We start from the raw sequence: 25,116 nt of genomic DNA on the forward strand, positions 1-25,116 counted from the left end.
GGTCGAACCGGCGGGGAGACGCAGCAATCAAGCTTGGACAGGTTTCTGGACGGGTATCTCGACAGCCGTAGTGATCGAAAAGCCCGCGATCCATTCCTTGATCTCCTCGTAGAACCGATAGTTCATTGAGTATCGGTTACGAGCCGCTAACGCTGCGTATGCGGCGATCCAGGTTCTCACCTCGTGCGCGGAGTCGCCACCCTGTTCGACGAACCACTCGTTACTCCAAGTATCGATCTGTGTGAGGTCACCTGCGGCAAGGATATCGAGGAAAGCATTGTCCCACTCCGGATTGAGCGCACGCATTGTCGATATGCCTGCGGCGAGGTCCAGCCCGGACTGGATCACCCGGGCCTGCCGTGCCGCGCGCTCCTCGGGCGTGGGGTGTCGTCCGGCGATGAGGCGTTGCGCCACCTCCGGTGACGCACCCTCGAGTTTCGGCACCGGTGGATCGTGGGACAGGCCGCCCGATCCCACGAATAAGACTCGCTTGTCCAGCGCTGCCGTCGCCTGGCCGATCGCCGAGCCAAGCTTGCGAGCACGGCTCGCTGGCCCCAGCGGAACGGCCACCGAGTTGATGAAGACCGGTAGCGATGGAACGGCTTGCAAACTGCCAAAGAGAAACTGTAGCGGTTGGGCGAAACCGTGATCGACGTACATGTGCTCGGACACCGCGATATCGATGCCCGCGTCGAGCACGTCGGCTACGATTTGCCGAGCGATGGGGGTGACGGACAGCGGTCCGGCCAGAGTGTCGTAGTCACCGAGCGCGGTGGCGTTCGTTCCGACGCAGAACGGTGGCATCATGTCGTAAAAGAACCCGTTGTAATGATCGGGGGCAAAAAGTACGACCAGTTCTGGATCGAAGTCTTCGACGAACTTCTTGGCATGATCGAACGCAGCCTGCACCCTGGCCTCCGTTTCCGGGGCCGGATTGTTGAAACCAATTAGCGGGGAATGCGAGAGTGTGCACAGCGCGGCGGGCATGCGGGACTCCTTACCATGAAATGTCGGGTATGCCCTTGGACGTGGGCAGGCGTGAGACGCCGTTCGGTTGGAACGCGAATGGTTCACCGCACCACCAGCCCATGTCAGTGCGGAGTGGTGGCGCTTGCTGTTTCGGGGGTGTTGAGCAGTGTGCCGAGCGCACCGTCGAGAGCGTCGGTGACGACCAAGTCGGCAAGACCGGAGATCTCGTCGAACTGGGCGTGTGGATCGATGAGCACGACGTGGCCGGCTCCGGTGACCGCCCGCAAGCTCTCCCGGTCGTGGGCGCCGAGGCCTAGGTACATCGTGGGAGCGATCGTCCGGGCCAGCGGTCCGATCTCCACCTGCGACGGAGCCTCCCCGGCCGTCACGGCGGCTGAGGTCGCCGCCAGCGAGCCGCCGATCCTGCGCGCAAGCCGTTCTGCCGCCTTGCGCGTCGCCGAGTCGAGCCCGGCTCCGAGCCCGATGACTACGGGTGCCTGAGTGAGACCGGGAGCGGTGGGCATCTCGATCCGCTGGTTTATCGATTCGCACCGGGTGTCGGCGGGAGTTACGGTCGCCTCGACGCACTCAACTCTTGGGTCATTCGCATCTCGGACCGGGGCGACCGTGAAGGAACCTGGGCGCAACGTGCCCATCGATGGGATCGTATGCGCGATGACGGGTGCCACCACGTCCCCTCCGAGCGCTGGCTTGAGCCATACGAGGTCTGGGTCGGCGGTGTCGCCGTCTCGAACTTCCAAGCCGACGAAGTCACCGGTGAGCCCGAGGCCCAGCCGGGCCGCGACCCGCGGCGCGTAGTCGCGACCCCTGGCACTGAAAGGGGCTATCACGGCGAAGGGTGATCCCTCGGCGACCGCAACGCTCAGGGCATTTGTGAACGCTGCCGTCGAGTATCCTGACAGTCCGGGGCTCCGTAGCACAATCACCCGGTCTGCCCCATGCGCGGCTAGAGTGCGCGGCGCGTCGTCTGTGTCCGCGCAGGGGAGCACAGCAACGGTGGTGGAGCCCAGTTCGGCCGCAACGGAGCGCGCGCACGCCAGAGCCTCCAGGCTGGTGGGATGCAAACCGCCATCCGGGAGCGGCTCGGCGACGGTCCAGATCTCCCGGGGCGGCTCCCGACCTTCTGCGGGCCGGTCCGACTGGGCCTCATCCCGCGCTGCAGCGATGGCCGTGGCCAGCCTGCCGACTACGTCGCCGACACCAGCGCGCTCGGTGATGCGGTCGGTGCGCCCGGGGCGGATCTCGACGACGAAGGTCGGAGAACCACGTGTTCCGAAGTCTCGAGGGCTCGCTCCGAGGTCGTCGGCGGTGACGGTCTCGATAGCTGTCGGGTCGACGTCGTCGACAGCGGGAGGCGTGACGCCGCGACAGACCGAGACCAAGGCCGGCAACCGCAGCCCCCAGTCCTCTGTACCGACATCGGTTTCGGTGCAAGCGAGTAGGCGGCCGTTGCCGGTAGGTCGCATCGACATTACCTGTGTGAGCTGGGGCAGCCCGGCGAGCTCGGCGATCTGTGGACCGACCTGTGCGGTGGCTCCGTCCAGCGTCCAGCGGCCAGTGAGAACGAGATGCGGCTCTTCGCGCTCGACGAGCCGCGTGATCGCGCGCGCCGTCGCCAGCGTGTCAGCACCGGCGAAACGCCGGTCGAGGAGGTGGACTGCTCGGTCGGCGCCCCTGCTCAGGGCGTCGACTAGGCTGGCCGTGGCGGTTGGTGGCCCCATGGTTACGACGATCACCTCCCAGCCCAGTGCCTCGCGGAGCTTTAACGCGTGCCCCAGCGCGTAGAGGTCGGCTGGGTTGGTGACCGCTGAGCCTTCTGTGCGGCGAACGCGTTTCGTTCTTGAGTCGAATTCGGCCGATCCAGGGCTGGGTACCTGTTTGAGACAGACGAGCGCACGGGCCCGGACAGGACCGCTCACGCCCGTTCTCCTGTCATGGCGTCCTCCCGAACGTCCGGGAACTCCTCGCCGGGTTCGAGTTTCCGGAACTCCTTCTTGCGCGCCCCGCAGACCGGGCAAATCCAGTCGTCGGGGATATCCTCGAATGCGGTCCCCGGTGCGACACCCCCTTCAGGATCTCCCTCCGTGGGGTCATACACGTCTTCGCACACCTCGCAGACCCACAGCGCGGTCGCCGGGTCTGCCTGGCTTTCCTCCGTGGCGACGAACGTACGCATCACGATCTCCTTCCCTGCAGTTCTAGCATTCTAGACGTTATCACCGGCGTGCGGTATGCCTTTGGGTGCCATCACGCTGCGTTGAGGTTGGCGGGTGATAGGGCGCCACCGGATGTCGGAGTAGTCGCACCCGGTGGACGCTCTGTACACCAGTGCTCTGATCAGGCTGACCAGTCGGTGTCGATCTGCCCGAACATCCTCATCGCTGCTTCGAGAGAGGGAAGATGCGCCAAAGCCACCGACATCGGGCCACGGAACTTGACCTTGCGGGTGACCATCGCCTTTGCTGCCGGGATCTCTCCGGCGCCCAAGCGCTTCCACGTGTCTGCCTTCGCGGTGAGAACGTACTCGGGCTTCACGCCGTCAGCGGGGGCGCCTGCCCGGACAACCTCGCCTTCCACCACCTCTATCTGACCGGCACGACCTTCGTCTTCGGCGAGTCGATACTCGATGACCATGCTCAGCTTCTTGAGCCCTTCGCGCGTCGCCTCGGTTTCATTCCAAAGTTCCGCGTAGCTCTTCATCCACTCCGGGGACAAGACGGGTGTAGCCATGCTGCGCCCTCCTTCTGACTGACCTACTACGATCTCAGATCGTTATTGACAAGTTGACTAAAAATACTAACATGTTAGAAGGTCAGTAGCAACACAACGCGCCCCTCCAGACCCTGAAGGAGACAAAGGTGCCTGCATCAGGAAAGGCCAAACCATGCTGAGCAATGAGCTGCGGCAGACCCTGCAGAAGGGCCTGCACGACATCAACGGCGACTGGACCGTTCCAGCGGCGATCATCAGTGACCAGGAGGTGTATAGCGCCGAACGCGAGCGCGTGTTCGGCCGCGCCTGGGTCTTCCTCGCGCACGAGAGCGAGATTCCTGAGCCCGGAGACTACGTCGTCCGGTACATCTCAAACGACCAGTTCATCGTCTGCAGAGAGGAGGGCGGTCAGGTTCGGGCGCACCTTAATAGCTGCCGCCACCGTGGCATGCAGGTATGCCGCGCGGAGAAGGGCAACGCATCACACTTCCGCTGCCCGTACCACGGCTGGACTTACAACAATCAGGGAGACCTGGTTGGCGTGCCGGCAGGCAAGGACGCTTACGGCAACAAGCTCAAAAAGTCCGACTGGAACCTCCGGGCGATCCCCAAGCTCGCCAGCTACAAGGGCCTTGTCTTCGGCTCACTCGACCCTCATGCCGAATCGCTGGAAGAGTACCTGGGGGATATGAAGTTCTACCTCGACATCGTGGTGGACCGCAGTGATGCTGGCCTCGAGATAGTTGGTGCACCGCAGCGGTGGGTTGTCGGCGCGAACTGGAAGCTGGGTGCCGACAACTTCGTCGGCGACGCGTACCACACCATGATGACCCATCGTTCCATGGTCGAGCTGGGTATGGCGCCGCCGGACCCGCAGTTCGCCCTCTACGGCGAGCACATTCATATGAACAATGGGCACGGGCTGGGGGTCATCGGTCCGCCTCCCGGTATGCCGCTGCCGGAGTTTATGGGGCTGCCGGAGAACATCGTCGACGAGCTGCAGCGGCGGCTCACCCCCGAACAGGTCGAGATCTTCCGGCCGAATGCGTTCATCCACGGCACGGTCTTCCCGAACTTGTCGATCGGTAACTTCCTCATGGGACGGGATCACCTTTCACCGCCCTCACCTTTCGTGACGCTTCGGCTGTGGCACCCGCTGGGGCCGGAGAAGATGGAGGTGTGGTCCTTCTTCTTCGTCGAAAAGGAGGCACCCGAGTGGTTCAAGGAAGAAAGCTACAAGGCATACCTGCGCACTTTTGGGATCTCGGGGGCATTCGAACAGGACGATGCCGAGAACTGGCAGAGTATCACCCGCGTGCTGTCCGGCCGGTTCGCGCAGGCCGGAGACCTGAACTACCAGATGGGCAAGGGGGTTCTGGAGCCCGATCTGGACTGGCCCGGGCCAGGGGAGGCATACCCGCTGGACTACGCGGAGGCGAATCAGCGGAACTTCCTTGAGTACTGGATGCGGCTGATGCTCGCTGATCCGCCTGGCGCGGGCAACGGCAAGGCGGATTCGTCGGCTGACGACCTGGCCAAGGTCCGAGCGAATGCGGAGGCTGCGCGATGAGCACGGTGACAGTGATCGCGGACAATACTCTTCGTGAGGTTACGGAGTGGTTGTTCATGGAGGCCGAATTGCTCGACAACGGCAAGTACCGGGAATGGCTCGATCTTGTAACCGAGGACCTGAGCTACGTCGTGCCGCTTCGGGTGACGCGGGAACGTGAGGCCGAGTCCGATGTCATCATCGGCATGAGCCATCAGGACGATGACGCGGACTCGATGGAGATGCGCGTCCTGCGCCTCGAAACGGAATACGCCTGGGCAGAAGACCCGCCATCGCGCTCAAGGCATTTCGTGACCAATATTCGAGTGACGCCGGGACAGAATGCGGACGAGTACGCGGTCAAGTCGAACTTACTGCTTTATCGCACGCGGGGCGACGTCGCATCCTTCGACATCCTGTCCGGTGAGCGTCAAGACGTACTGCGCCGTGTAGACGACCGTTTCCGTCTAGCCAAACGAGTCGTGCTACTCGATCAGACCACGGTCATGACGCACAACCTCGCACTGATCATGTGATAAGGGAGCTTTGATGGGCGTCATCCACAATGATGGCCGAGAGCCGGAAATACAGATCGCAAATGAGTTCACTGTTATCCGGATCGGCTATACCCGTACCGGTGCTGGCGAGCGCCTGGTCATCACCTCACCCCGTCTCGGGTTTCGGACCTATCTGGACCCGTTGCAGTTGGAGAGCCTCACCTGGCAGAAGCCGGAGATGTACTCGGCGCTGCTTGACACACCTTACGGACCGGGTGCGGATTTGAAGGCCAAGCCATTATCGGCATTGTTCAGAAAGGACTGAGTGACTTGGGATTCCTCGATGGCAAGGTGGCGCTGATCACCGGCGGCGGATCTGGTATCGGCCGAGGGGTTGTCGATCTTTTCGTGCAAGAAGGCGCGAAGGTGGGGGTACTGGAAATCTCCCCGGAAAAGGTAAAGACCTTGCGTAACGCCTTTTCCAGTGACTCCGTCGTGGTGACGGAGGGTGATGCTACATCGTTGACGGACAACGAACGTGCTGTTGCTGACGTGGTGGATGCATTCGGCTCTCTGACGACTCTTATTTGCGTCGTCGGGGTATTCGACTACTTCACCGAACTACCCCAACTCCCGAAAGATAAGATCAGTGACGCGTTCGATGAGCTGTTCAGCGTCAATGTCAAGAGCAACATGCTGAGTGTGAAAGCGGGGCTCGACCAGCTTATCGAGAACCAGGGTGACGTAATCCTGACTATCTCGAACGCCGGATTTTACGCCGGAGGCGGCGGGCCACTGTACGTGGCATCAAAGTTCGCTGTCCGCGGTCTCGTGACCGAGCTCGCCTACGAACTTGCACCCAAGGTCAGGGTGAACGGCGTGGCACCGGGAGGCACGGTGACCGAACTACGCGGCATTCCGGCGCTGGCGAATGAGGCACAACGGCTGAAGGACGTACCCGATATCGAGAACCTCATTGAAGGTATCAATCCACTGCGCCTCGTGGCCAACCCGGAAGACCACGCCTGGTCGTATGCGATCCTGGCGGCCCGGGAGCGTACACCAGCCGTGACGGGCAACGTCATCCACAGCGACGGTGGTCTCGGTGTACGCGGCCTTACCCGTATGGCGGGGCTCGAGTCGTGACCGGTAGCCAACCGGTCCAGCCACTAGCGTTTTACGACCGGTACTGAACCACGCTGACCCGTTGGCCGGTCAGAACCAATCCTTGGCTAATGGGTCAGCGTGGTTGTCGGGATCGGATCGCCGACCGACAGATGCAACCTGCGGCAGGTAAACGCGAAGTCAGCGATTACTGTAATCTATTTCGTTACTGTAACGAGGTTTCTATGATTGTGCGTCCCACGAAGCAGTTGGTCGCTGAGGAAGTAGCGGAGGACCGCATCCGCGGCGCAGCACGGCGCTTGCGGATCGCGGCAGCAGAGCACCGAACGTGCCGACCGGTTCGCGACATGCTTGGTCGCCAGGACATCGCCGCTGCATATGCGGTGCAGCGTCTGCTGACCGAAGCGGCGATCCGCGACGGACGGCGCGTAGTCGGGCGGAAGGTGGGGCTGACGTCGCCCGCGGTACAGCGTCAACTCGGCGTCGACCAGCCGGACTTTGGTGTCCTTTTCGAGGACATGCAACATGACGACGACCCGATCGAGGTGGACCGGCTGCTGCAACCCAAGATCGAGGCGGAGATAGCATTTGTCCTCGCCGAGGACCTGGACCGGCCGGTGTTGACTACGGACGCGGTTAGTCGTGCGACAGCCTTCGTATCACCGGCGTTAGAGATTGTGGACAGCCGAATCAATAACTGGGACATCTCCATCGTGGACACGATCGCAGACAACGCATCTTGCGGGTTGTTCGTACTCGGACCGCAACAAATCCCACTCGAGGGACTTGCGCTGCCGGATGTGACGATGACCCTATACGCGGACGGCGACAATATCTCCGAAGGTGCAGGATTCGCATGCCTCGGGGACCCGCTCAATGCTGTCCTGTGGCTAGCAAACACCGCTGCCGAGTATGGATCGCCATTGCGTGCCGGCGACATCGTATTGTCAGGCGCGCTGGGGCCGATGGTGCGAGTGCGTCGGGGTATGCAGTATTCGGCGGAAATCAGCGGGATTGGAACGGTCAACGCCCGATTTTCCTGAACACCGACTCATCGGCACTCGCCGACCAGGGCCGACGTTGCTTCTGCCCATGTCGTGACGCGCAGCGAGAGGACGCCGACCGGTGGTGCCGGCTACCGACGGTGTCCGTGGGAACGGTGATGAGCACCGTGAACGGCGCGACATGTGTATGGTATCGCCGGTCGCGGGCAGACTTGTGCCATGCGCCGCTGTCGTCCAACTGGTGAATCGACGCGATGGTCGCTGTAGCCGCCACCACAGATCTGCACGATCGGCCCTCATACTTGGGTGGCGTACGAGTCGATGCCGACGAACCACTTGGCCGCCACGGCTGCCGCCCCCAATCCATCGATGGCGTCGCCCAACGGTGACCCGGTAGCGCCTACGGTCGGCTGCGCCAAATGTGCTCGACCCTGGTCCTGCACCGACCAGGCCCGCTCACGGAGGGGCTATCGGCGCGGCGTGCAGCCACCCGCGAGCCGTGAGCGCAGGGCGGCCCAGACCCTCCGCGATCGAGCGGTATCACCGGAATCGAGACCAACAGCCAGCAGCGCGGCACGATCGTTTCGGCGTCATCACTACGGGCGGGCACGCACCAGGCCTGGGCAGCACCTGAGTGGCGTCTGCGGACGCGGCAGGTCACCCGCTCTGGGTCCAGCTTGCCGCTCGCCATCGGCGCGTGTGCGCACACGCCGCCGTGCTCAGTCACCACGACCCCCTCAGCATCATCAAAGACGAGCTTCAACAGCCGGTGTCGCCTCGTTCGTCAGTCGGTGTGGAGGGCAGCGCACCGCGATAAGCCGGAAAACTCTACGAGATATCGGACGTGTAGCGGGCCGAGAGTGTACGAATGGCGCGATACTGCAAGGCGCGCACGGCAGGGTCGGCGCGACGCATCGTAAGCGACGTCTCCGTGACAGAATAATCTTTGAAGTAGCGAAGCCATAGGCAGGTTGCCTGGTCCCAGGACAAGGATGCCAGCTGCTGATGAAGCTCGCGGTATTCGTCGCGCTTGACGAGGACATGCTCGGGATCAGCCTCGTAATCGCCAGTGTCAGAGAAATCAGGGACGAGATGCTCGATCCGGAGCGAGGCCCTTCTGGCGGCATCGAGCACGACGTTGCGGGCGATGGTGACCAGCCAGGGGAGCACTCCTTTACCGTAACAACGGTAGGTGTGACGGCGGCGGAACGCGCGGAGGAACGTCTCGTTCGTGTAATCGTCGGCGAGTGTGTGATCACCCGAGTTGCCGAACACGTACCGCCAGATCGTTGTACGGTGTCGTCGGTACCACTCCTCTGTGGACTCGGTACAATCACACGTACCCGAATGGCACGTCGCGGTGGCGATCACTGTCGGCACCGCAACGCGATGGAGGCCCCTGGTGTGGGGGCCCCGCCATCGCGTGGAAGCCGGCAGATACCCGCGCGCCGTCGTTCGCGTGCCTGGGGACGGGACATCAGGACGGTTGATGGACGGGGTCCCGGAAAGTGTCGCGACGCCGAATCGACAGGCATGATCTACTCCCTGAGCGCACCTCGATGTGCTGGGTTCGATTTCCAACATTGCTGCTGCGCGGGGATGCAATCATCTGATGAACTACCTAGAATGCTACCTAGTGGTCCGTGTTTGAAGTGGTTTTACGGTTGGCTTTCTTGAGGATCTGTTCGGGTGTTTTGGTCCAGACGAAGGGGTGGCAGCGGTCGTTCCAGCCGGTGATGAAGGCGCGGATCTTGGCGTTGAGGTCGCGCACGGAGCGGAAGCTGCCGCGGCGGATGGCTTGGCATTCGATGATGCCGAACCAGACCTCGATCAGGTTGAGCCACGACCCGGATGTCGGCGTGAAGTGCACGTGGATGCGCGGGTTGGCGGCGAGCCAGTCGCGGACTTCGACGCGTTTGTGGGTGGCGTAGTTGTCCATGACCAGGTGCAGCTCTTGCCCCGGATAGGCACGGGCGAGTTGCCTGAGGAAGGCGAGGAACTCCTGGTGCCGGTGCCGTGGTTTGCACGGCGCGGTCACCGTGCCGGTGGCGATCTCTAAGGCGGCGAACAGCGTGGTGGTCCGTGGCGGACATAGTCGTGGGTACGCCGCTCCGCCAGCCCGGGCTGCATCGGCAACGTCGGCTGGGTCCGATCTAGCGCCTGGACCTGCGACTTCTCATCGACACAGAGCACGATCGCATTCTCCGGCGGCGCCAGATACAGCCCGACCACGTCGGTGACCTTCGCGATGAGTTCGGGGTCGGTAGAGAACTTGAACGTCTCGCACCGCCAGGGCTGCACCCCGTAGGCGCGCCAGGCCCGGGCCACCGTGCCGTTACTGATCCCCAGCCGGGAAGCCAACAGCCGCGACGACCAGTGCGTCACCCCGAGCTTCTTCGGCGGCGGCTTCAACGTCGCCGCCACGATCTCCCGATGATTAACGGAGCGGGGCCTGCCCGAACCGACATGCGACACTAGCCGCCCTGGTCGCGGCCATGGAAGCCCGTCACCAGGCCGGATCAGTGGGGTCACGGCCGGTCTTGCGCCACAACGTAGGGCCTGACCACCCTGGACGCGCTATTGGCAAGAGGTCAATGGCGAGAATCTTGACCCTATCGGTGTAGGTAGACGTACACTACGCTCCAGTATCTTTTTCGCAAGACTCTACCTACAGGTGGAGGGTCACATAGGCAAAGCCGAACGGTGCATAGAGAAAGTGCTGAGGGACTCGGGTCCATGTCCAATGCAGCAGCCCGCACGCTAGGCAACCTGCCCGCCGAGATGACTAGTTTCGTGGGGCGTCGGTCGGAGCTGACCGCTACGAGGAAGCTACTCAGCTCGACGCGTTTACTCACCCTGACCGGTCCTGGGGGCGTCGGCAAGAGCAGGCTGGGCGTTCGAGTGGCGGCGGATGTCCATCGCAGCTTCCACGACGGCGTGTGGTTAGTAGATCTGGCCGAGATCAATGATGGCGCGCTGCTACCGCTAGTGATCGGGACCGCGTTCGGGCTGCAAGACGCGTCGAAGGATCCTGAATCCCGGCTCGCCGACTTCGTGCACGACAAGCAGTTGTTACTGGTGCTGGACAACTGTGAGCATGTCGTCGAGGCCACCGCGAAGCTGCTCAAGAACCTGCTTACTGCGGCTTCGGGCCTGCGCGTGCTCACGACGAGCAGGCATGTGCTTGGCGTCGAAGGCGAGTACGTTCTGTCGGTTCCACCGCTCACCCTGCCAGCACTGGAGCGTGGCGATCGATGGGCGGACGAGTCCGAGGCCGTTGCCCTGTTCGTCGAGCGCGGCGCGGCCGCACTGTCTGGCTTCTCGCTAACCGAGGAGAACCAGGACACGATTGCTCAGATCTGCCGTCGTGTCGACGGCGTGCCATTGGCCATCGAGCTGGCGGCGGCTCGACTGCGGGCGTACTCACCGGAACAGATCCTATGCCGGTTGAGTCAGACGTTCCAGCTTCTCGCTGCCGGTCCGCGCTCGGCCCCGGTACGCCATCAAACCCTCCACGATACGCTCAAATGGAGTTACGAGCTTTGTTCACGCTCCGAGCAGATGTTGTGGGCGCGGCTATCCGTTTTCGCCGGCGGATTCGGGCTGCGAGCGGTAGAGGAAGTCTGTATCGGAGATCCCATCGCGTCTGAAGACGTCTTTGATCTACTGGGTAGCTTGGTAGACAAGTCCATCGTGACCACTCAGCGGGAACCCCTCAGCCCTGATGCACGCTTCCGCATGTTGGACACTGTCCGCGAGTACGGCCGGGAACGCCTTGTCGAGCACGGTGAGGCCCGGGAGCTGCGGTTGCGGCACCTCGACTACTTCAAAAAGCTCGCCGAACGAGGGAGTGTCGATTACTTTAGTCCCCGGGAGGCAGATTGGTTCCGGGAAGTCGGCGCCGAGCGTGCCAATATCCGATCAGCTCTCGAACTATGTGTCACACACCCCGAATACGCGCGGGATGCTCTGCGTATCGGCACCGCACTCCGGACTTACTGGATCGCTCCAGGATTCATCCTGGAGGGCTACCAATGGTTGCGGAAGTCGCTCGCGCTCGATCGTGAGCCCACGGAAGCGAGGGCGCGCGCGTTATGGGCGATGAGCTACATCGAGATCTTGCTCGGTGAGGTGGAAACTGGGATCGGGACCATGGACCAGTGCCGGCTACTCGCTGATCAGCTTGATCTACTTGACTTGCACACCGACCTGACACTGTGCGCCTCGCTCGCCGAGTTTCTGCGAGACGACCTGGAACAGGCGCTCAAGATCGCCGAAGAGGGTGTTGCCGCAGGTAGGATCAAGGGCGATCCGGCCATAACAGGAGAGGCACTATTCCTGGCCACGATCATGGCGTTCGCGCTGAACGACCCACAGGCCGAGATGTACGGGGCCGAGGCGGTCGCACTGCACGACGAACACGGAGCGCAACTGTGGAAAGCCTTCGTACTCTGGATCATGGGCCTGTACTGGTGCCGGGAAGACAAGCTCGGTGAGGCCACCGTCAACCTGCACCAAGCCATAGACATCTTTCAGCTGCTCAACCACAACCTCGGACTCGCGTGTTGCCTCGACGGTCTAGCGTGCGTGGCGGTGGCTGCCGAGCAGCCGGAGCATGCCGCGCAGCTGATGGGCGCCGCGCAAACGATCTGGCGAACCGGGCCAGCTCGACTGCCGTACATCTACGTGCGCAAGACGGTCGTCGACGATGCGGAACGGCGAACGAAAACTTCCCTGGGGCAGAACAAGTTCGAGGCGAACTTTAGCGAGGGAGCGGCCTTACCGCTGGAGACAGCGCTCACCCTGGCGGTGAACCGGACCGCTAAGGTGAGCGTGAGCAGCGCCGCCGAGCGGAGGTCGCGCCGGCGCGAAACCGAATCCACCAATCTGACCAGGAGAGAGTCGGAGGTCGCCGAACTGGTGGCACAGGGCATGCGTAACAAGCAGATCGCCGAATCACTGGTGATCTCCCCGCGCACGGTGGACGCACACGTCGAGCACATCCTCGTCAAGCTCGGGTTCCATTCCCGGGCACAGATCGCGAATTGGGTCGCGAGGCGCAAAACCGCGCGGCCGGGGAGTGATGCACGCATCTCTGCCGTTTGAAAATAGGTACCTACTTGGGATTTCTAGGTAGCACCACCAATGTGACGCAAGTCTCGAGGAAGCAGGCTGAAGCAACCCAGGAGCGGTGGCTCCGACTCAACTGACGAAGACCCGGAGTGGATCATGCCTGTTGACCTCGTACCGCGCCCTTGCCCCCGCTGCCGTCGGTCGATCGTGCTGGTCAGGAAAGCGTGGGGGAGAAGCTGGATGCACATCGGCACTTGGCTTCCGCTGTGCGAAGACGTGTGGATCGACAGCCACCCGGAAGGAGAGCGCCAGCGGATGGCGCCCGGCACGAAGTCCCGGGTACGACCCCTCGGGACGCCTGCTCTCGGATCCGGGCTCGACGCAGCGTAGAAGCGTTACCCTCGCGTTGCCGCCCGCCAGCGGATCCGGCAGTAGTCAGGCGGGCACGTTTTCCATCCCGAGACTGCGGTACCGGCCACCGAAGAAGATCAAGGGCTTGTCGTCGGTGTGGTTGAAATACCGAATCTCGCCCGTGTAAATCGTGTGGTCCCCGACTTCGTGCGCATCGATTACCGTGGTGCCGAGGTGCGCGATAGCTCCTTCTAGCAGGGGGACCGAGCCGACCCACGTGAATCGCGGCTCGAAGCCGTCCACCGGACGTCCGGCGAAATGCTGGCTCACGTGCGCGGCCTCGTGTGGCAGAACGCTTACCCCGTAAACTCCGCTCGCCGCGATGAGTCCGTGCATCTTCGCGTTCTTGTTGATGCATACCGCGATGAGCGGGGGATCTAGCGATACCGAGAGAAACGCATTGAGTGTCATCGCATGGACGGAGTCGCCTACCGGCGTAGTCACAATGGTTACACCGGTCGTGAAGCGACCAAGTGTGCTGCGGAGTTCGTGGTGATCAATGTGCTGACTCATGATCCCTCCTTCTAGAAGCATGCTAGCATGCTAGTTAGTGGTTTGAAAGTTCTGCGGCTCAGGCATTTGCGTCGCTGTCGGCACTCATCGTGAGCGACGGCGCCGACGCAAAGCCTTGCTGGATCACGTCACTCCGTCTCAACCTCTCCTAGCAACGTCCTGCTCACCTTCTAACGGTCTGGCGTTCTAGTAGGCATGGTGGAACCCCGCCTTGTCCGACCGGTACTAACATGCTAGCGTGTTGCGCAATCGTTGATGAGCAACCTCACAGCTCCGATTCGCTGCAAGAGGAGACCGCATGGCACACGGACGCGGGGCCGCCCCCAAAGCTCAGCGAGCCATACCCGACAGGGTTGGATCAGCGTCGGCGGACACGGTCGACCCTGCCGCTATGGCCGGCGGGGCATGGACGGGCTTCTGCGTCCTGCTGCTCGGCGGCCTCGCCCTCCCCCTCGTCACTGCCTACACGCAAATCGGCCCCACTCTCCTGTCGGCGGTGACGGGGATCATCGGGTTCGCGGTCGCGGGAGCGCGAATCGGTGCGGCTCGCCGGCCAGCGGTCCATGGAATGACGACGGCCGTCGCGAGCTACCTGCTCTTTCTCCCGATTATGTACGGGTTTTCGCAGACTCAGATCCCGGTCGTCATGGCAGTGACGGCGACCGCCGGGATCACCGGGGCGGTTGCCGGGCACCTTCGTAGCTGGTCCCTCTCGATCGCGGCTAATGCAGGGAATGAAATATGACGATAAGGATAACGAAAGACCTCGAACGTCCGAACCAGGACCGAGGCCGTCGCCGTACCGGGGAACGGCCGGGATGGGTATCAGCAGCCCAGCGGCCTCTCCTAGAGGCGGGCGAGATAACCCAGCTGTTCGGCAAGGTCATCTGGTCGGCGGCGCGTTATCCAGTCGGTTACTGGACAGATGTCCGTGATCAGATGTATGACACATTGCGCCGCTGCGCCATTCCGATCATCGTGTCCACCACGATCTTCGGATTCGCCGCGCCTGGTATGCAAGGCGGCGCCATGTACAGCGTCCTCGGGATCCCTGAGCGCCTCGGATCCTTCCTGCTCATGGCGAGCGTCAGGGAATTTGCCCCGTGGCTAACGGCGATGATCGTCGCAGGCGTTATGGGCACCGCCATTACGGCGGACCTCGGTTCCCGGCGCATCCGCGACGAGCTCGATGCGATGCAGGTGCTTGGAATCGATCCCGTGCGAACGCTGATCGTGCCGAGAGTTATCGCGGTAACGGTGATGACGGGCCTGCTCGTTGTCGGCGCACTGGTTTGCGGAGTGTTCGGTGGATACCTAGTCGCCGTGTTAGTCTTCGACGCCAATGGTTCTGCCTTCGTCGCTAATTTTTGGGCGAACGCAACTACGACCGACATCTGGGGCAGCGTCATCAAGACGTTAATATTCGGGCTTCTTACCTCGGTCGTTTGCTGTTACAAAGGCCTCAGTGCACAGGGCGGGCCAATCGGCGTCGGTCGCGCCGTGAACCAGGCGGTGGTGATCTCCTTCGTCGCCGTTTATGTCTTCAACTATCTCTTCACCACTGTTCTGCTCGGGCTTAACCCCGACATGCACGTATTCAAGTAAAGGGCCCATGGCATGGTAGAGACCACCAACTGGCGGCGAACCCGACAACCAGTGCGCCGAGCGAATCTAAACGGTGCCACGGGTAGTGAGGGAATCAGGGACAACATCAGATCCGCGGTTACAACCGGGGGCGAAATAGCCAGATTCTCCGGTCGTGTGGTCCGCAGCCTGCCGGACTTACGCCACCACATCGGCGAAATCTTCTCGCAAGCCGCGACATTGGTGCTCTTCAGCGGTCTGCTCATCTGGTTCATGCAGTTTGTGATCGGAACCATGTGCGCCACCAATGCGAGTTATACCCTGGAGCAGGTGGGCGCGCCCAGCTATGCGGCGGTGTTCAACAACGTCTGCGGCCTTCGTGAGATGTCGCCGTACATGTGGGCGTACATCTTCGCCGCAAAAGTTGGGTGCGGCCTCGTCGCTGAAATCGGGTCGATGCGTATCTCAGAGGAAATCGATGCGATGGAAGTCATGGGTGTCAACTCGTTGAGCTACCTAGTCGGGACGCGCATCATGGCGGCTTGGATCACTATGCCGTTCCTTTATTTCGTTGGACTGGGGTTCACGTTCATCGCCATGTACTTGATCACCGTCGTGCAGTTCGGGACTGTGTCGCCGGGTGGGTACTCGTACCTGTTCTGGTTGTTTCAAAATCCGTATGACGTGGCCGCTTCCATGCTGAAGATGTTCGGAATGGGTACAGTGATCATTTTCGTCGGTTGTTATTACGGGTATTACGCGGCCGGCGGTCCGTCGGGGGTGGGGAGAAACACGGCGAAATCGATGATGCTCAATATGGTACTCGTGCACGTTGTCGGACTGTTAGGCAGTTGGCTGGCGTGGGGTGTGCATCCGAATCTGCCGATCGGCAACTGACCAGATCGAAATTGCGGCGGTCTTAATAGATGAGGAGGACTCAAGTCGTGAGAATATCGGGAGAGCTGTCGGCAGGCCACGTTCCCAATTGCGATTCAGCCAACGGGGCGCGTGCGATGGAAGTTCGTGATCTCCATAAAACCTTCGGACGTTCACGTGTGCTGCAGGGTCTCAACTTGAAGTTCGAGAACGACGCCGTCACGACCATTCTGGGACCTTCCGGTACGGGTAAGAGTGTGCTCATCAAACACCTGGTCGGCCTTCTGGAACCGGATCAGGGAGAGGTGAAAATCTTCGGTAAGGATATCTGGGGCATCGCCGAACGCGAGCGGTACGACATCCGCAGACGCTTCGGCGTACTGTTCCAGGACGGTGCGTTGTTTGGCTCGATGAACATCTTCGACAACACCGCGTTTCCGCTGCGAAAACACACGGAAATGTCGGAGCCGGATATACGTGACCTGGTGTCTGGGCGCCTCAAAGAAGTCGGTCTCGAAAACGCCGCCGAAAAATTGCCCGGCGAGATATCCGGGGGAATGAGGAAGCGGGCGGGATTCGCGCGCGCGCTGGTGATGAACCCGGACATCTTATTGTTTGACGAGCCGGACTCGGGTTTAGACCCGGTACGGACGAGTTTACTCAACGACCTAATCCTTGAAGTGCACAGGGAACACAAAGGTACGTACCTGCTCGTGACGCATGATATCCGAACAGCGCGCAAGGTGAGCGACTACATCGGCCTGATCTGGCAAGGAAAGGTCGTCCACTACGGGCCCGCGGAAGAGGCGTTCGCGTCGGAGGACCCGTTTGTGAGGCAGTTCCTGCTCGGAGAATCGGCCGGACCCTTGGGAATGGACTGAGCGATATGCGACGTCTGGCAATTCTGGCGGTCGCCGCGACCGCGCTAGCCGGTGGCGCCGGGTGGGCTGCTTCCAGCGCCGACGACGGCTACACAACCCATGTCGTGCTGCCGTCGGCTACGGGCCTGGTCGAAGGAAGCAAGGTCCTCATCGATGGCTTCGACGCCGGCCAGGTGGGTGATATCGAGGTCGTGAACGGCAAGGCTCGGGTCGCACTTGATCTGGACGACGAAGTCGCTCCGCTGCACTCCGGGGCCGAGGCGGCGATCGTGTGGAAGGCGGTCCTCGGCGAGCGTCAGGTTGACATCCGCGATGGAGCTGAGTCGAACCCCGTGATCCGCGATGGCGGGACGCTCGAAGGGAAAATGCCGGATCCGGTCGAGATAGACAAGGTGCTCAACGCCCTTGACCGCCCTACCAGAACACACCTGCGGTCCTCGATCAAACGGCTCAACAAGACCGTCGGCTCGAACGAGACGGAGTTGCGGCAGACGCTCACGCAGGCGGGGCCAGCGGTCGCAGAGCTCGTCGGCGTGCTTCGAGAGGTCGGTTCGGATGGTCGCGCGATCGAGCAACTGGTGAGCGAGACCAACGAGATGATCAGTACCCTGTCCCGTCGCGATGCGGTGGTACGGGGAATCGTCGAGCGCCTCTCGGGGATGAGCCGCGATCTGGTGCGCGAGCGTGAGGCTATGCGCGCCGGACTGGCCAAGCTTCCCGAAGTGCTCTCGACGGCGGATCGGACGCTCGGCAAGGTTCCGGATGTCGCGGACGAGGCGGTTCCGCTGCTCGAGGATTTGCGACCGGCCGCGGAACGGCTGCCGTCCGTGGCGAGCAAGCTGCAGCCGGTGCTGCGGGACCTCCGTCCGATGGTTGCCCGGCTGCGTCCCACGCTCCACGCGGCGGACATGCTCCTGCAGCGCACACCAGCACTGCTGGACAGTACGAAGCAAGTACTGCCCGGCAGCGAGTCGGCGATTAGCGACCTGACACCCGCGTTGTCATTCCTGCGTCCGTACACGCCCGAGATCGTCGGATGGTTGTCGAACTGGGCCTCATCGGCCGGAAATTACGACAGCAAAGGGCGATACATGCGCATCTTCGTTCCCGGAAGTGGATCGAGTTTCAACCACAATCCAGGAGTGATGCCACCAGGAATGGTTCACGACCCATATCCGCTGCCCGGTGAACTTGTCGGGCAGCCATGGCAGGACGCTTACGGGAGTGGTCCCCGATGAACGCGAACACGATACAAGGACGCCGGCGGTCGAGGCTGAAAATCTTGGTGGTCGTGCTGGCGACCCTGCTTGGGGGTACCGGCGCGGCCGCAGGCATCGGCAAGTCCGCGGACGCCGGCGGGGACATGACCGTCGTTGCCGAATTCGAGGACGCGAGCCCGCTGGTGGTCGGAAACCAAGTCAAGCTCGACGGCGTGGTCGTCGGCACGGTGGAGAGCATCGAGGCACGGCGCAACAAGGCAGCGGTGGCGATGAAACTGGACCGGTCGGCGCAGCCGCTGCATCAGGATGCCCAGGCGATCATCCGCCCCGTCACGATCCTCGGCGAGCGGTTCGTCGACCTCGACCGGGGAACACCCTCGGCACCACTGCTGTCTACGGGCGCAGTGCTGCCTGCGAGCCAGACGCGGCAGGCGACGGACCTGGACGAGGTACTCAACATGGTTGACGAACCAACCGGGAAATCGCTCGCCGCGCTGGTGACGACGCTCGGCCAGGGTATGCAGGGCAGGGGTAAGGATGCTGCTGATGCGATCGCGGTCCTCGAATCGGCGATGCGGGACACCGACGGCCTTGTCGAGGTGCTGAAGGAGCACACCAGGCTACTGAACGACCTGGTGAGCACGGCTCAACCAGTCGCGGACGCGCTGGCGGCCGACGACGGCGAGACCCTGGATCGGCTCGTGGGCTCAATTCATCGGGTCGTGCAATCGACGTCGCAGAAGGACGAGGCACTGGACGCGGTGCTTTCACAACTTCCCGCAACCCTGTCGGAAGCCAGGGCCACGCTGGGACGGTTGGCCGGCACGTCAGAGGCGACCACACCGGTTCTTGCGGGGCTACGGCCGACTACGGACAACCTCAACGCGATCAGTGAGGAACTACGAGAGTTCAGCAGGACCGCCCAACCGGCATTGGCGAGCGCCGAACCGGTGCTGGCGCACGCGGAAGAACTGCTGAACCAGGCGAGGCCGGTTGTCGCCGAGATGCGAAAGGCAGGTAAGGATCTGAAAGGCACCGCCAGTGCGGCGAAACCGCTGGTAGCACGGTTGACCGGCAACATAGAAAACGTCCTGAACTTCTTCCGGTACTGGGCGATGGCCACAAATGGCTGGGACGGCCTTTCACACTACTTTCGCGGAATGGTAATCATCAATCCTCAACAGATTACCGGATTGCTACCGAAAACTTCTGCAACCGAGCTCACGGGAGCAAAGGGCGAAAAACCGCCGCCGAAACGGAACAACGAACGTGCCGTGTGGCAGCAACTTCCCGAACTCCAAGGTGGTGTGAGCGGGTTGCTCGACAGTTCCAGGCCGAGTTCGCGAGACGGCGGCGTAACCGGGTTGAGTCAACAGCAAGAGGGCCGTGCTCTCGACTTTCTGCTGGGAGGTTCCCGATGACCATCGGCCGGTTGCGGAAACGCCGAACCCTTATCGTAGGCATGGTTGTCGCGGCCACGGTTGGCGTGGCTGCATACCTCGCGACGCAGGCGCACAAGGGCCTGCCGTGGGACGACAGAACTGTCGTGCATGCCGAGTTCGCGGACGTCAGCGGACTCAGGATCGGTGATGACGTGCGGATCGCGAGCGCGCGCGTCGGTAGCGTAAAAGGTATCGAACTCGTGGACGGAACCCCACGCGTGACGATGCAGCTCAGCGACCAGCGTCCGATCTACCGGAACGCGCGAGCCGAGGCGAGAACGGCTTCGGTGTCGTCCCGGTCCCTACTGGGACAAAAGTACGTGAACCTCATACCAGGGTCGCCCTCAGCCGGACCGCTCGGGCCGAAAGACGTGATCGCGCGGGGGTCAACCACGGAGGCCAGGGACGTCAACACGCTCCTTGACGACGTGTTCGACGAATCCACGCGCGAGGCGGCGGGTTCCGTGTTACGAGAGGTCGGCGGCGGTCTCGGTGGGCACGCGCGCGATCTCAACGATGCCGTCGAGGCGGCACCCGAGATGCTTCCGCAACTCGGCGCCATCGCCCGGGCATTGTCCACAGAAGACGGGGCGGATATGGCGGCTCTGCTGGCCAGTGCGGAACGCCTCTCCGGCCGGTTCGAGGGCAGGCAGCAACACATAGCCGGACTCCTGCGCGGCTTCCGCACGACGATGGATGCGGTCGGTGTCGACGAGGGCGCGCCGTTGCGGGGAACCCTCGAACGCGGGCCCTCGACGCTTCGGACGACTAGAGAGGCGATGCGTTCCCTGCAAGAGCCATTGGCGGACCTTCAGGCGGGAATGGGCACGATGCGGACCGGCGCCAGGGCCCTCGGTGAGGCGACACCTGATCTGCGAGGAGTGCTCCGCGAAGGTACGCGGCCACTTCAGAAAATGCCTGCGGTCAACAAACAGGCCGAACCCGCGGTCTCGGACCTGACTGCGGTTGTCGAGGACGCTCGTCCACTGGCACCCCGTGCGGTCCAGATGCTCGACCGCAGCCACAGCTTCCTCAATGTACTGGCCCCCTACGCGCCGGAAGTCTCAACCTGGTTCACGAACTGGGCAGGGGCGTTGTCCCACAAGGACGAGAACGGTCACTACCTGCGGCTTTCCTTGCTGTTTAGCGAGGAGTCGGTGGCTGGACAAGGTGGGATTAAGAGCCCGCTGGTCGACCGTAAACCGTATCCGGCTCCAGGCGAGGCCGCAAAGGATCGGTCCACCCTCTCGACGGGAGGTGAAGGATGATGACGGCGGTCCGTCGCAACCTCAGGAAACTGCTGGTCAAGACCGGTGAGCTGTCTCCGTTCAAGCTGGGCACCGTGATCATCGCCCTAATCGTCCTAATGGTGGCCGGCCTGTCCCAGATGGAGAAGATCAGAACGTGGACGAGGTCCGGTGAGATCGTCCGTGCGGAGTTCGCGCGGAACTACCGGCTCCAGGACTACGTCTCCGAGGTAAAGGTCGCCGGCGTGGTCGTCGGCGTCGTGGAGTCCGTCGAACGCGCCAATGGTGGCAAGGCAGTTGCCAGGCTCAAAGTAGACGACGGCATCGTGGAAACGCTTGGATCTTCCCCTCGGGCACTGATCCGGCCGACCACAATCCTCGGCGGGAATTACTATGTCGCGCTGGAGCCGGGCGGTTCGGGAGACAGGTTCTCCGGAACGATCCCGGCGCAGCGCACCGAGGTTCCCGTCGAACTGCAGCACGTCGCCTCGGCCCTGCAGCCCGATGCAATCGACGGTATCCGCACTTCGGTCCGGGCCATGGACAAGACCTTGGGTCCGCGAGGACGGGGTGCTGTCGAAAAGATGCTGGACCACGCACCCGGTACACTCGGTCCAGCCGCGAAAGTGCTGCGGGGGCTTCAGGGAGAGCGCCCTCAGCGAGACCTCAGGAACCTCGTGCAGGGGCTCGAGTCGACCGCGCGTGTACTGACCCGGAACGACGGTGAACTTGAGTCGATTATCGAGGACATGCACGCCGTCTCGAACGTGCTCGACGACCGTAGTGAAGAAGTCGCAGCGACGGTTCGTACGCTCCCCGCGACACTTGACTCGGCGGAGCGCGGTTTGCATGCACTCGATCGCACTTTGACGAAGCTCCGGGATACATCAGGCCCGGCACGGCCCGTGGCCCAGGAACTCGACACGACCTTGAAACACCTCGGCCCGGTATTGGCCAAGTCGCGTCCGCTGGTCTCCGACCTCAAAGGTCTGCTGGCGGACGCCAGGCCGCTTGTCGAGCAACTGGTGCCGACCACACGCCAGACCACGTCGGTCCTGAACGACGTAAGCGGTCCGGTGCTCGACCGCGTGAACGGGCCGATCAAGAAGATGGTTCTGACGCCGTTCAAAGGCAGCGGTGTTTATTCAGGCGGCGGCTCCGACAAGCCGTTGTACCAGGAGATCGGCTACATGTTCGCCGACATGGACCGGGCCTCGCAACTAGTCGACGAGAACGGAACGGCCGTCGGCCTACAACCCGGTTTCGGGGGCGCGCTCATCTCAGGCACACCGATCAACTTCGAGAAACTGCTCGACACCATTGGCCAAAGTCGTGGCGGCACACCCGAACAACGGGAGGGTCGATGAGAACTGTCACTGATCGCATCAAACTGGTCTGGGAAAGGATCGGACGCGAGCGCCACCTGAAACGCAACCTCCTGGTCGTGACCACGCTCGTGGTCCTCGGCCTTGGCACTCTCGGCTACATCTTCAGCCAGCAACAGACGATCCAATGGCCGTGGCACGACGAGTTTCGCTTCTCCGCGACGTTCGACGAAGCTCCCGCGGTCAACCCGGAGAGTCGGCAGGAGGTGCGGATCGCTGGCGTGAGCGTGGGCGATATTCAGTCCGCGTCAGTCGACGACGAGGGAAACGCAAAGGTGGAAATGTCGATCGACAGCGGACATGCGATCTACGAGAACGCACGAGTGGTGCTTCGGCCGAAGAGCCCGCTCAACGAGATGTACGTCGCACTCGATCCCGGTGGTCCCCCGGCCGAGCGGTTGGCAGCCGGCTCCACCCTTCCTATCACCAGTTCGTCGCGGCCTGTTCAGGTCGATGAGGCGCTTGGCCACCTGGATGCCAACGCAAGGGACGCGTTGACGACATTGCTGTCGGAATCCGACGTGGCGCTGGCGAACGCGCCGAGCCGGCTGCCCGGGGGGCTGGACGCCACCGGTGAGGTGCTCAAGGACCTGCGCCCGGTGGTCACGACGTTGCAGTCCCGGCAGCGGGCTTTGGCGCAGCTCGTGAACGCACTCGGCCGGATCTCGACCGCAGTCGGGGACAATGATCAGCGTCTCAGCTCACTCGCCAGCTCGCTACAGCGCACGCTGCGCACAACCGGAAAACGCGGCGGGGATCTGGATGCCGCACTCGCCGAGCTTCCCGAATTCACCGCCGAGCTCAAACGCGCGATGAGCAGCGTCAGCGAGCTCAGCAGCGAGCTGGATCCGACATTAGACAACCTTCGCGGAGCCACGGACAAGCTACCCGGCTCGTTGGCACAGTTCACCAAGACCATCGACCAGGTCGGCAAGACCGTCGACGCAGCCCGGCCCGTCGTGGCGAAGGCCAAGCCGGTCGTGCGAGACCTCCGCCCGTTCATCGGCGACGTTAGGGCTTCCCTGGTTGATGTCAAGGAGATAACCCGCCGGTTCCAGCCGATCACGTCTGCCGTTCTCCCGTATCTGACCGACCTCAAAGCGTTCGTCGTCAACACGCGTTCGGTGGTCAGCCTGCGCGACAAGGATGGCTCGGCGTATCGCGCGGCCGCCCAACTGTCCGACGAGACGATCTCTGGTCTCGTGCCGCTTCTGCCCGAGCTTGCAGCGGCAGCGTCCCGATAGGTGAGTGTCGATGATGAAGTTGCCGTCCATAACGGCGTCCATGCGGACGCTGGTGCTGGTTGTCTTCGCCGCAGTCTGTGTGGGGCTGTTCGCGTACCTGTGGGTCAATTCCGGTGGCCGGATCCCGGGAGTCTCGGAAGAGGGATACACGGTCACTACGGAGTTCTCCGGGGTATCCAACCTGGTTGACGACTCGGATGTGACCATCGCAGGAGTCACGGTAGGTAGTGTACGCACCGTCGAAGCCGTCGGACGTCGCGCACGCGTCGTGCTTGAGCTCGATGAGTATGCTCCACTGCACGAGGGGGCAACGGTACGCGTTCGTAAGAAGACGCTGATCGAGGAAACATATCTGGAGGTCACCGATGGCTCCGGCCCGGCCATACCGGATGGGGGTCGCCTGCCGGACGTGGCCGCCAAGGAGGCCGTCGAGTTCGACGATGTGCTATCGAGCCTGGATGCGCCCACGCGGGATGCGTTGGCCAGTACGCTTCGCTCGCTCGGCAGGGGGACGAAAAACACTGATGACGCGATTTCGCGGACGCTTCAGGGAATCGGAGATCTCGGCCGTGAAGGGCACGACGCGACTTCGGCCTTGAGTGCGCAGTCGAAGGATCTCCGAAAGCTGACGGGAAACACGACGACCCTGCTCGCGGCGCTCGATACCCAGCAAGGCCAGATCGCGCGACTGGTCGAAGACACTGACAAGCTGCTGAGCGTGACAGCTTCGAGTGACAACGAGATTCGATCGGTGATGCGCCGACTTCCAGGGCTGATGGGGACTGCTGAAGAGGCCGGGGGCGCGCTGAAACAACTGTCGGGCGCCCTTGCCCCGGTCGCGCGTCCGGTCCGGGCCGCCGCGCCTCAGATGAATGCGGCGCTTGTGGAGCTGCCCGCAGTGGCAGCGGACCTGCGCGGGCTGCTGCCGTCGCTGGACGATGTGTTGGGCAAAGCGCCGCGTACGCTACGTCGGGTGCCGGCTGTTGCTGACCACGCTCAGCGGTTCCTGCCCACGGTGAACATTGCATTGTCCGATCTCAACCCGATGCTTTCCTATCTTGTTCCCTACGGGCGTGATGTGGCGGCTTTCTTCACGAATATCGGTCAGGTGACAGGGTACAGCGACGCGAACGGTCGCTTCATCCGGTTGATGATGGTGTACAACGAACAGAGCGTCCAGGGCAAACCGTTGAGCACTGAGATGGGACCGCTCAAGAAGAACAATCCGTACCCCAAGCCAGGCCAGGCCGAGGATCCCGCACCGTTCAATGGCGAGTATCCGCGCGTCAAGAGTGACCCGCCCAGGTGAGAATGGTGAAACGGTTGGCTGGCCTTCGTGCCTTAAAACGGTACGGACACGACG

The 25,116-nt window shown here is 62.5% G+C and carries 22 protein-coding genes and 1 pseudogene; 16 read left to right on the top strand and 7 right to left on the bottom strand.

All coding sequences use genetic code 11. The annotated features are described in order from the left end of the window. Window positions 1–27: 27 nt before the first annotated feature. The 4 genes from ACFQGD_RS04535 to ACFQGD_RS04550 form a co-directional block, all read right to left on the bottom strand. Window positions 28–987, bottom strand: a complete 960-nt coding sequence (locus ACFQGD_RS04535; protein ID WP_345402010.1) for a 3-carboxyethylcatechol 2,3-dioxygenase — start codon at window positions 985–987, stop codon at window positions 28–30. Between the two features lie 104 nt (window positions 988–1,091). Then, a complete protein-coding gene (locus ACFQGD_RS04540; RefSeq protein WP_345402013.1) occupies window positions 1,092–2,909 on the bottom strand; it encodes an FAD-binding protein in 1,818 nt (605 codons plus the stop codon). Beyond that, entirely contained in the window at window positions 2,906–3,166 is a 261-nt protein-coding gene (locus tag ACFQGD_RS04545) for a rubredoxin (RefSeq protein WP_390183577.1), read from the bottom strand. The genes ACFQGD_RS04540 and ACFQGD_RS04545 overlap by 4 nt, the downstream gene beginning before the upstream one ends. Window positions 3,167–3,327: 161 nt before the next feature. Then, entirely contained in the window at window positions 3,328–3,720 is a 393-nt protein-coding gene (locus ACFQGD_RS04550) for an SCP2 sterol-binding domain-containing protein (protein WP_345402016.1), read from the bottom strand. Window positions 3,721–3,874: 154 nt separating this feature from the next. On the opposite strand from ACFQGD_RS04550, the gene ACFQGD_RS04555 reads away from it, so the two are divergent. The 5 genes from ACFQGD_RS04555 to ACFQGD_RS04575 all read left to right on the top strand — a co-directional run bounded on the left by ACFQGD_RS04555 (window position 3,875) and on the right by ACFQGD_RS04575 (window position 7,916). Continuing rightward, complete coding sequence (locus ACFQGD_RS04555) at window positions 3,875–5,272, top strand: Rieske 2Fe-2S domain-containing protein (protein WP_345402019.1); 1,398 nt, start codon at window positions 3,875–3,877, stop codon at window positions 5,270–5,272. Further along, a complete protein-coding gene (locus ACFQGD_RS04560) occupies window positions 5,269–5,787 on the top strand; it encodes an aromatic-ring-hydroxylating dioxygenase subunit beta (RefSeq protein WP_345402022.1) in 519 nt (172 codons plus the stop codon). The genes ACFQGD_RS04555 and ACFQGD_RS04560 overlap by 4 nt, the downstream gene beginning before the upstream one ends. A 13-nt stretch (window positions 5,788–5,800) precedes the next feature. Next, a complete protein-coding gene (locus ACFQGD_RS04565) occupies window positions 5,801–6,073 on the top strand; it encodes a dihydrodiol dehydrogenase (protein ID WP_345402025.1) in 273 nt (90 codons plus the stop codon). A gap of 5 nt (window positions 6,074–6,078) precedes the next feature. Further along, window positions 6,079–6,894: a 3-(cis-5,6-dihydroxycyclohexa-1,3-dien-1-yl)propanoate dehydrogenase gene (hcaB, locus tag ACFQGD_RS04570; protein ID WP_345402028.1), complete on the top strand. Its 816-nt coding sequence runs from the start codon at window positions 6,079–6,081 to the stop codon at window positions 6,892–6,894. Between the two features lie 89 nt (window positions 6,895–6,983). Beyond that, window positions 6,984–7,916, top strand: coding sequence for a 2-keto-4-pentenoate hydratase (locus ACFQGD_RS04575; protein WP_345402031.1), 933 nt, complete (start codon window positions 6,984–6,986; stop codon window positions 7,914–7,916). Between the two features lie 789 nt (window positions 7,917–8,705). Here ACFQGD_RS04575 and ACFQGD_RS04580 read toward each other — a convergent pair. Together ACFQGD_RS04580 and ACFQGD_RS04585 are read right to left on the bottom strand one after the other, a co-directional pair. Continuing rightward, window positions 8,706–9,461, bottom strand: a complete 756-nt coding sequence (locus ACFQGD_RS04580; protein WP_345402034.1) for an RNA polymerase sigma factor — start codon at window positions 9,459–9,461, stop codon at window positions 8,706–8,708. 49 nt (window positions 9,462–9,510) lie between these two features. After that, window positions 9,511–10,337 (bottom strand): annotated as a pseudogene (locus tag ACFQGD_RS04585) (IS630 family transposase); the annotation flags it as partial. A gap of 276 nt (window positions 10,338–10,613) precedes the next feature. On the opposite strand from ACFQGD_RS04585, the gene ACFQGD_RS04590 reads away from it, so the two are divergent. Beyond that, a complete protein-coding gene (locus tag ACFQGD_RS04590) occupies window positions 10,614–12,983 on the top strand; it encodes a LuxR C-terminal-related transcriptional regulator (RefSeq protein WP_345402037.1) in 2,370 nt (789 codons plus the stop codon). Window positions 12,984–13,385: 402 nt separating this feature from the next. Here the strand turns inward: ACFQGD_RS04590 and ACFQGD_RS04595 are convergent, their stop codons facing one another. Next, window positions 13,386–13,874, bottom strand: a complete 489-nt coding sequence (locus ACFQGD_RS04595) for a flavin reductase family protein (protein ID WP_345402040.1) — start codon at window positions 13,872–13,874, stop codon at window positions 13,386–13,388. 391 nt (window positions 13,875–14,265) lie between these two features. Here ACFQGD_RS04595 and ACFQGD_RS04600 point away from each other — a divergent pair, with 391 nt between their 5' ends. The 10 genes from ACFQGD_RS04600 to ACFQGD_RS04645 all read left to right on the top strand — a co-directional run bounded on the left by ACFQGD_RS04600 (window position 14,266) and on the right by ACFQGD_RS04645 (window position 25,062). After that, window positions 14,266–14,619 carry a hypothetical protein gene (locus ACFQGD_RS04600; protein WP_345402043.1) on the top strand — a complete coding sequence of 118 codons (354 nt, stop codon included), beginning with the start codon at window positions 14,266–14,268 and terminating at the stop codon, window positions 14,617–14,619. Further along, window positions 14,616–15,479 (top strand): MlaE family ABC transporter permease, encoded by an 864-nt coding sequence (locus ACFQGD_RS04605; RefSeq protein WP_345402046.1) that lies wholly within the window; start codon window positions 14,616–14,618, stop codon window positions 15,477–15,479. The genes ACFQGD_RS04600 and ACFQGD_RS04605 overlap by 4 nt, the downstream gene beginning before the upstream one ends. 156 nt (window positions 15,480–15,635) lie before the next feature. Continuing rightward, entirely contained in the window at window positions 15,636–16,355 is a 720-nt protein-coding gene (locus tag ACFQGD_RS04610) for an ABC transporter permease (protein ID WP_345402049.1), read from the top strand. A gap of 29 nt (window positions 16,356–16,384) precedes the next feature. Next, a complete protein-coding gene (locus ACFQGD_RS04615; RefSeq protein WP_390221013.1) occupies window positions 16,385–17,215 on the top strand; it encodes an ABC transporter ATP-binding protein in 831 nt (276 codons plus the stop codon). 5 nt (window positions 17,216–17,220) lie between these two features. After that, a complete protein-coding gene (locus ACFQGD_RS04620; protein ID WP_345402052.1) occupies window positions 17,221–18,453 on the top strand; it encodes an MlaD family protein in 1,233 nt (410 codons plus the stop codon). Then, entirely contained in the window at window positions 18,450–19,856 is a 1,407-nt protein-coding gene (locus ACFQGD_RS04625; RefSeq protein WP_390183579.1) for an MlaD family protein, read from the top strand. Before ACFQGD_RS04620 ends, ACFQGD_RS04625 begins: the two co-directional genes overlap by 4 nt. Then, window positions 19,853–21,145: an MlaD family protein gene (locus ACFQGD_RS04630; protein ID WP_345402055.1), complete on the top strand. Its 1,293-nt coding sequence runs from the start codon at window positions 19,853–19,855 to the stop codon at window positions 21,143–21,145. Before ACFQGD_RS04625 ends, ACFQGD_RS04630 begins: the two co-directional genes overlap by 4 nt. Then, window positions 21,142–22,491, top strand: a complete 1,350-nt coding sequence (locus ACFQGD_RS04635; RefSeq protein WP_345402058.1) for an MlaD family protein — start codon at window positions 21,142–21,144, stop codon at window positions 22,489–22,491. Before ACFQGD_RS04630 ends, ACFQGD_RS04635 begins: the two co-directional genes overlap by 4 nt. Before the next feature lie 77 nt (window positions 22,492–22,568). Beyond that, window positions 22,569–23,753, top strand: a complete 1,185-nt coding sequence (locus tag ACFQGD_RS04640) for an MlaD family protein (RefSeq protein WP_345402061.1) — start codon at window positions 22,569–22,571, stop codon at window positions 23,751–23,753. 40 nt (window positions 23,754–23,793) lie between these two features. Further along, complete coding sequence (locus ACFQGD_RS04645) at window positions 23,794–25,062, top strand: MlaD family protein (RefSeq protein ID WP_345402064.1); 1,269 nt, start codon at window positions 23,794–23,796, stop codon at window positions 25,060–25,062. Window positions 25,063–25,116: the final 54 nt, after the last annotated feature.

It is taken from the genome of Haloechinothrix salitolerans (assembly GCF_042662605.1).
GTDB lineage: Bacteria > Actinomycetota > Actinomycetes > Mycobacteriales > Pseudonocardiaceae > Haloechinothrix_A > Haloechinothrix_A salitolerans.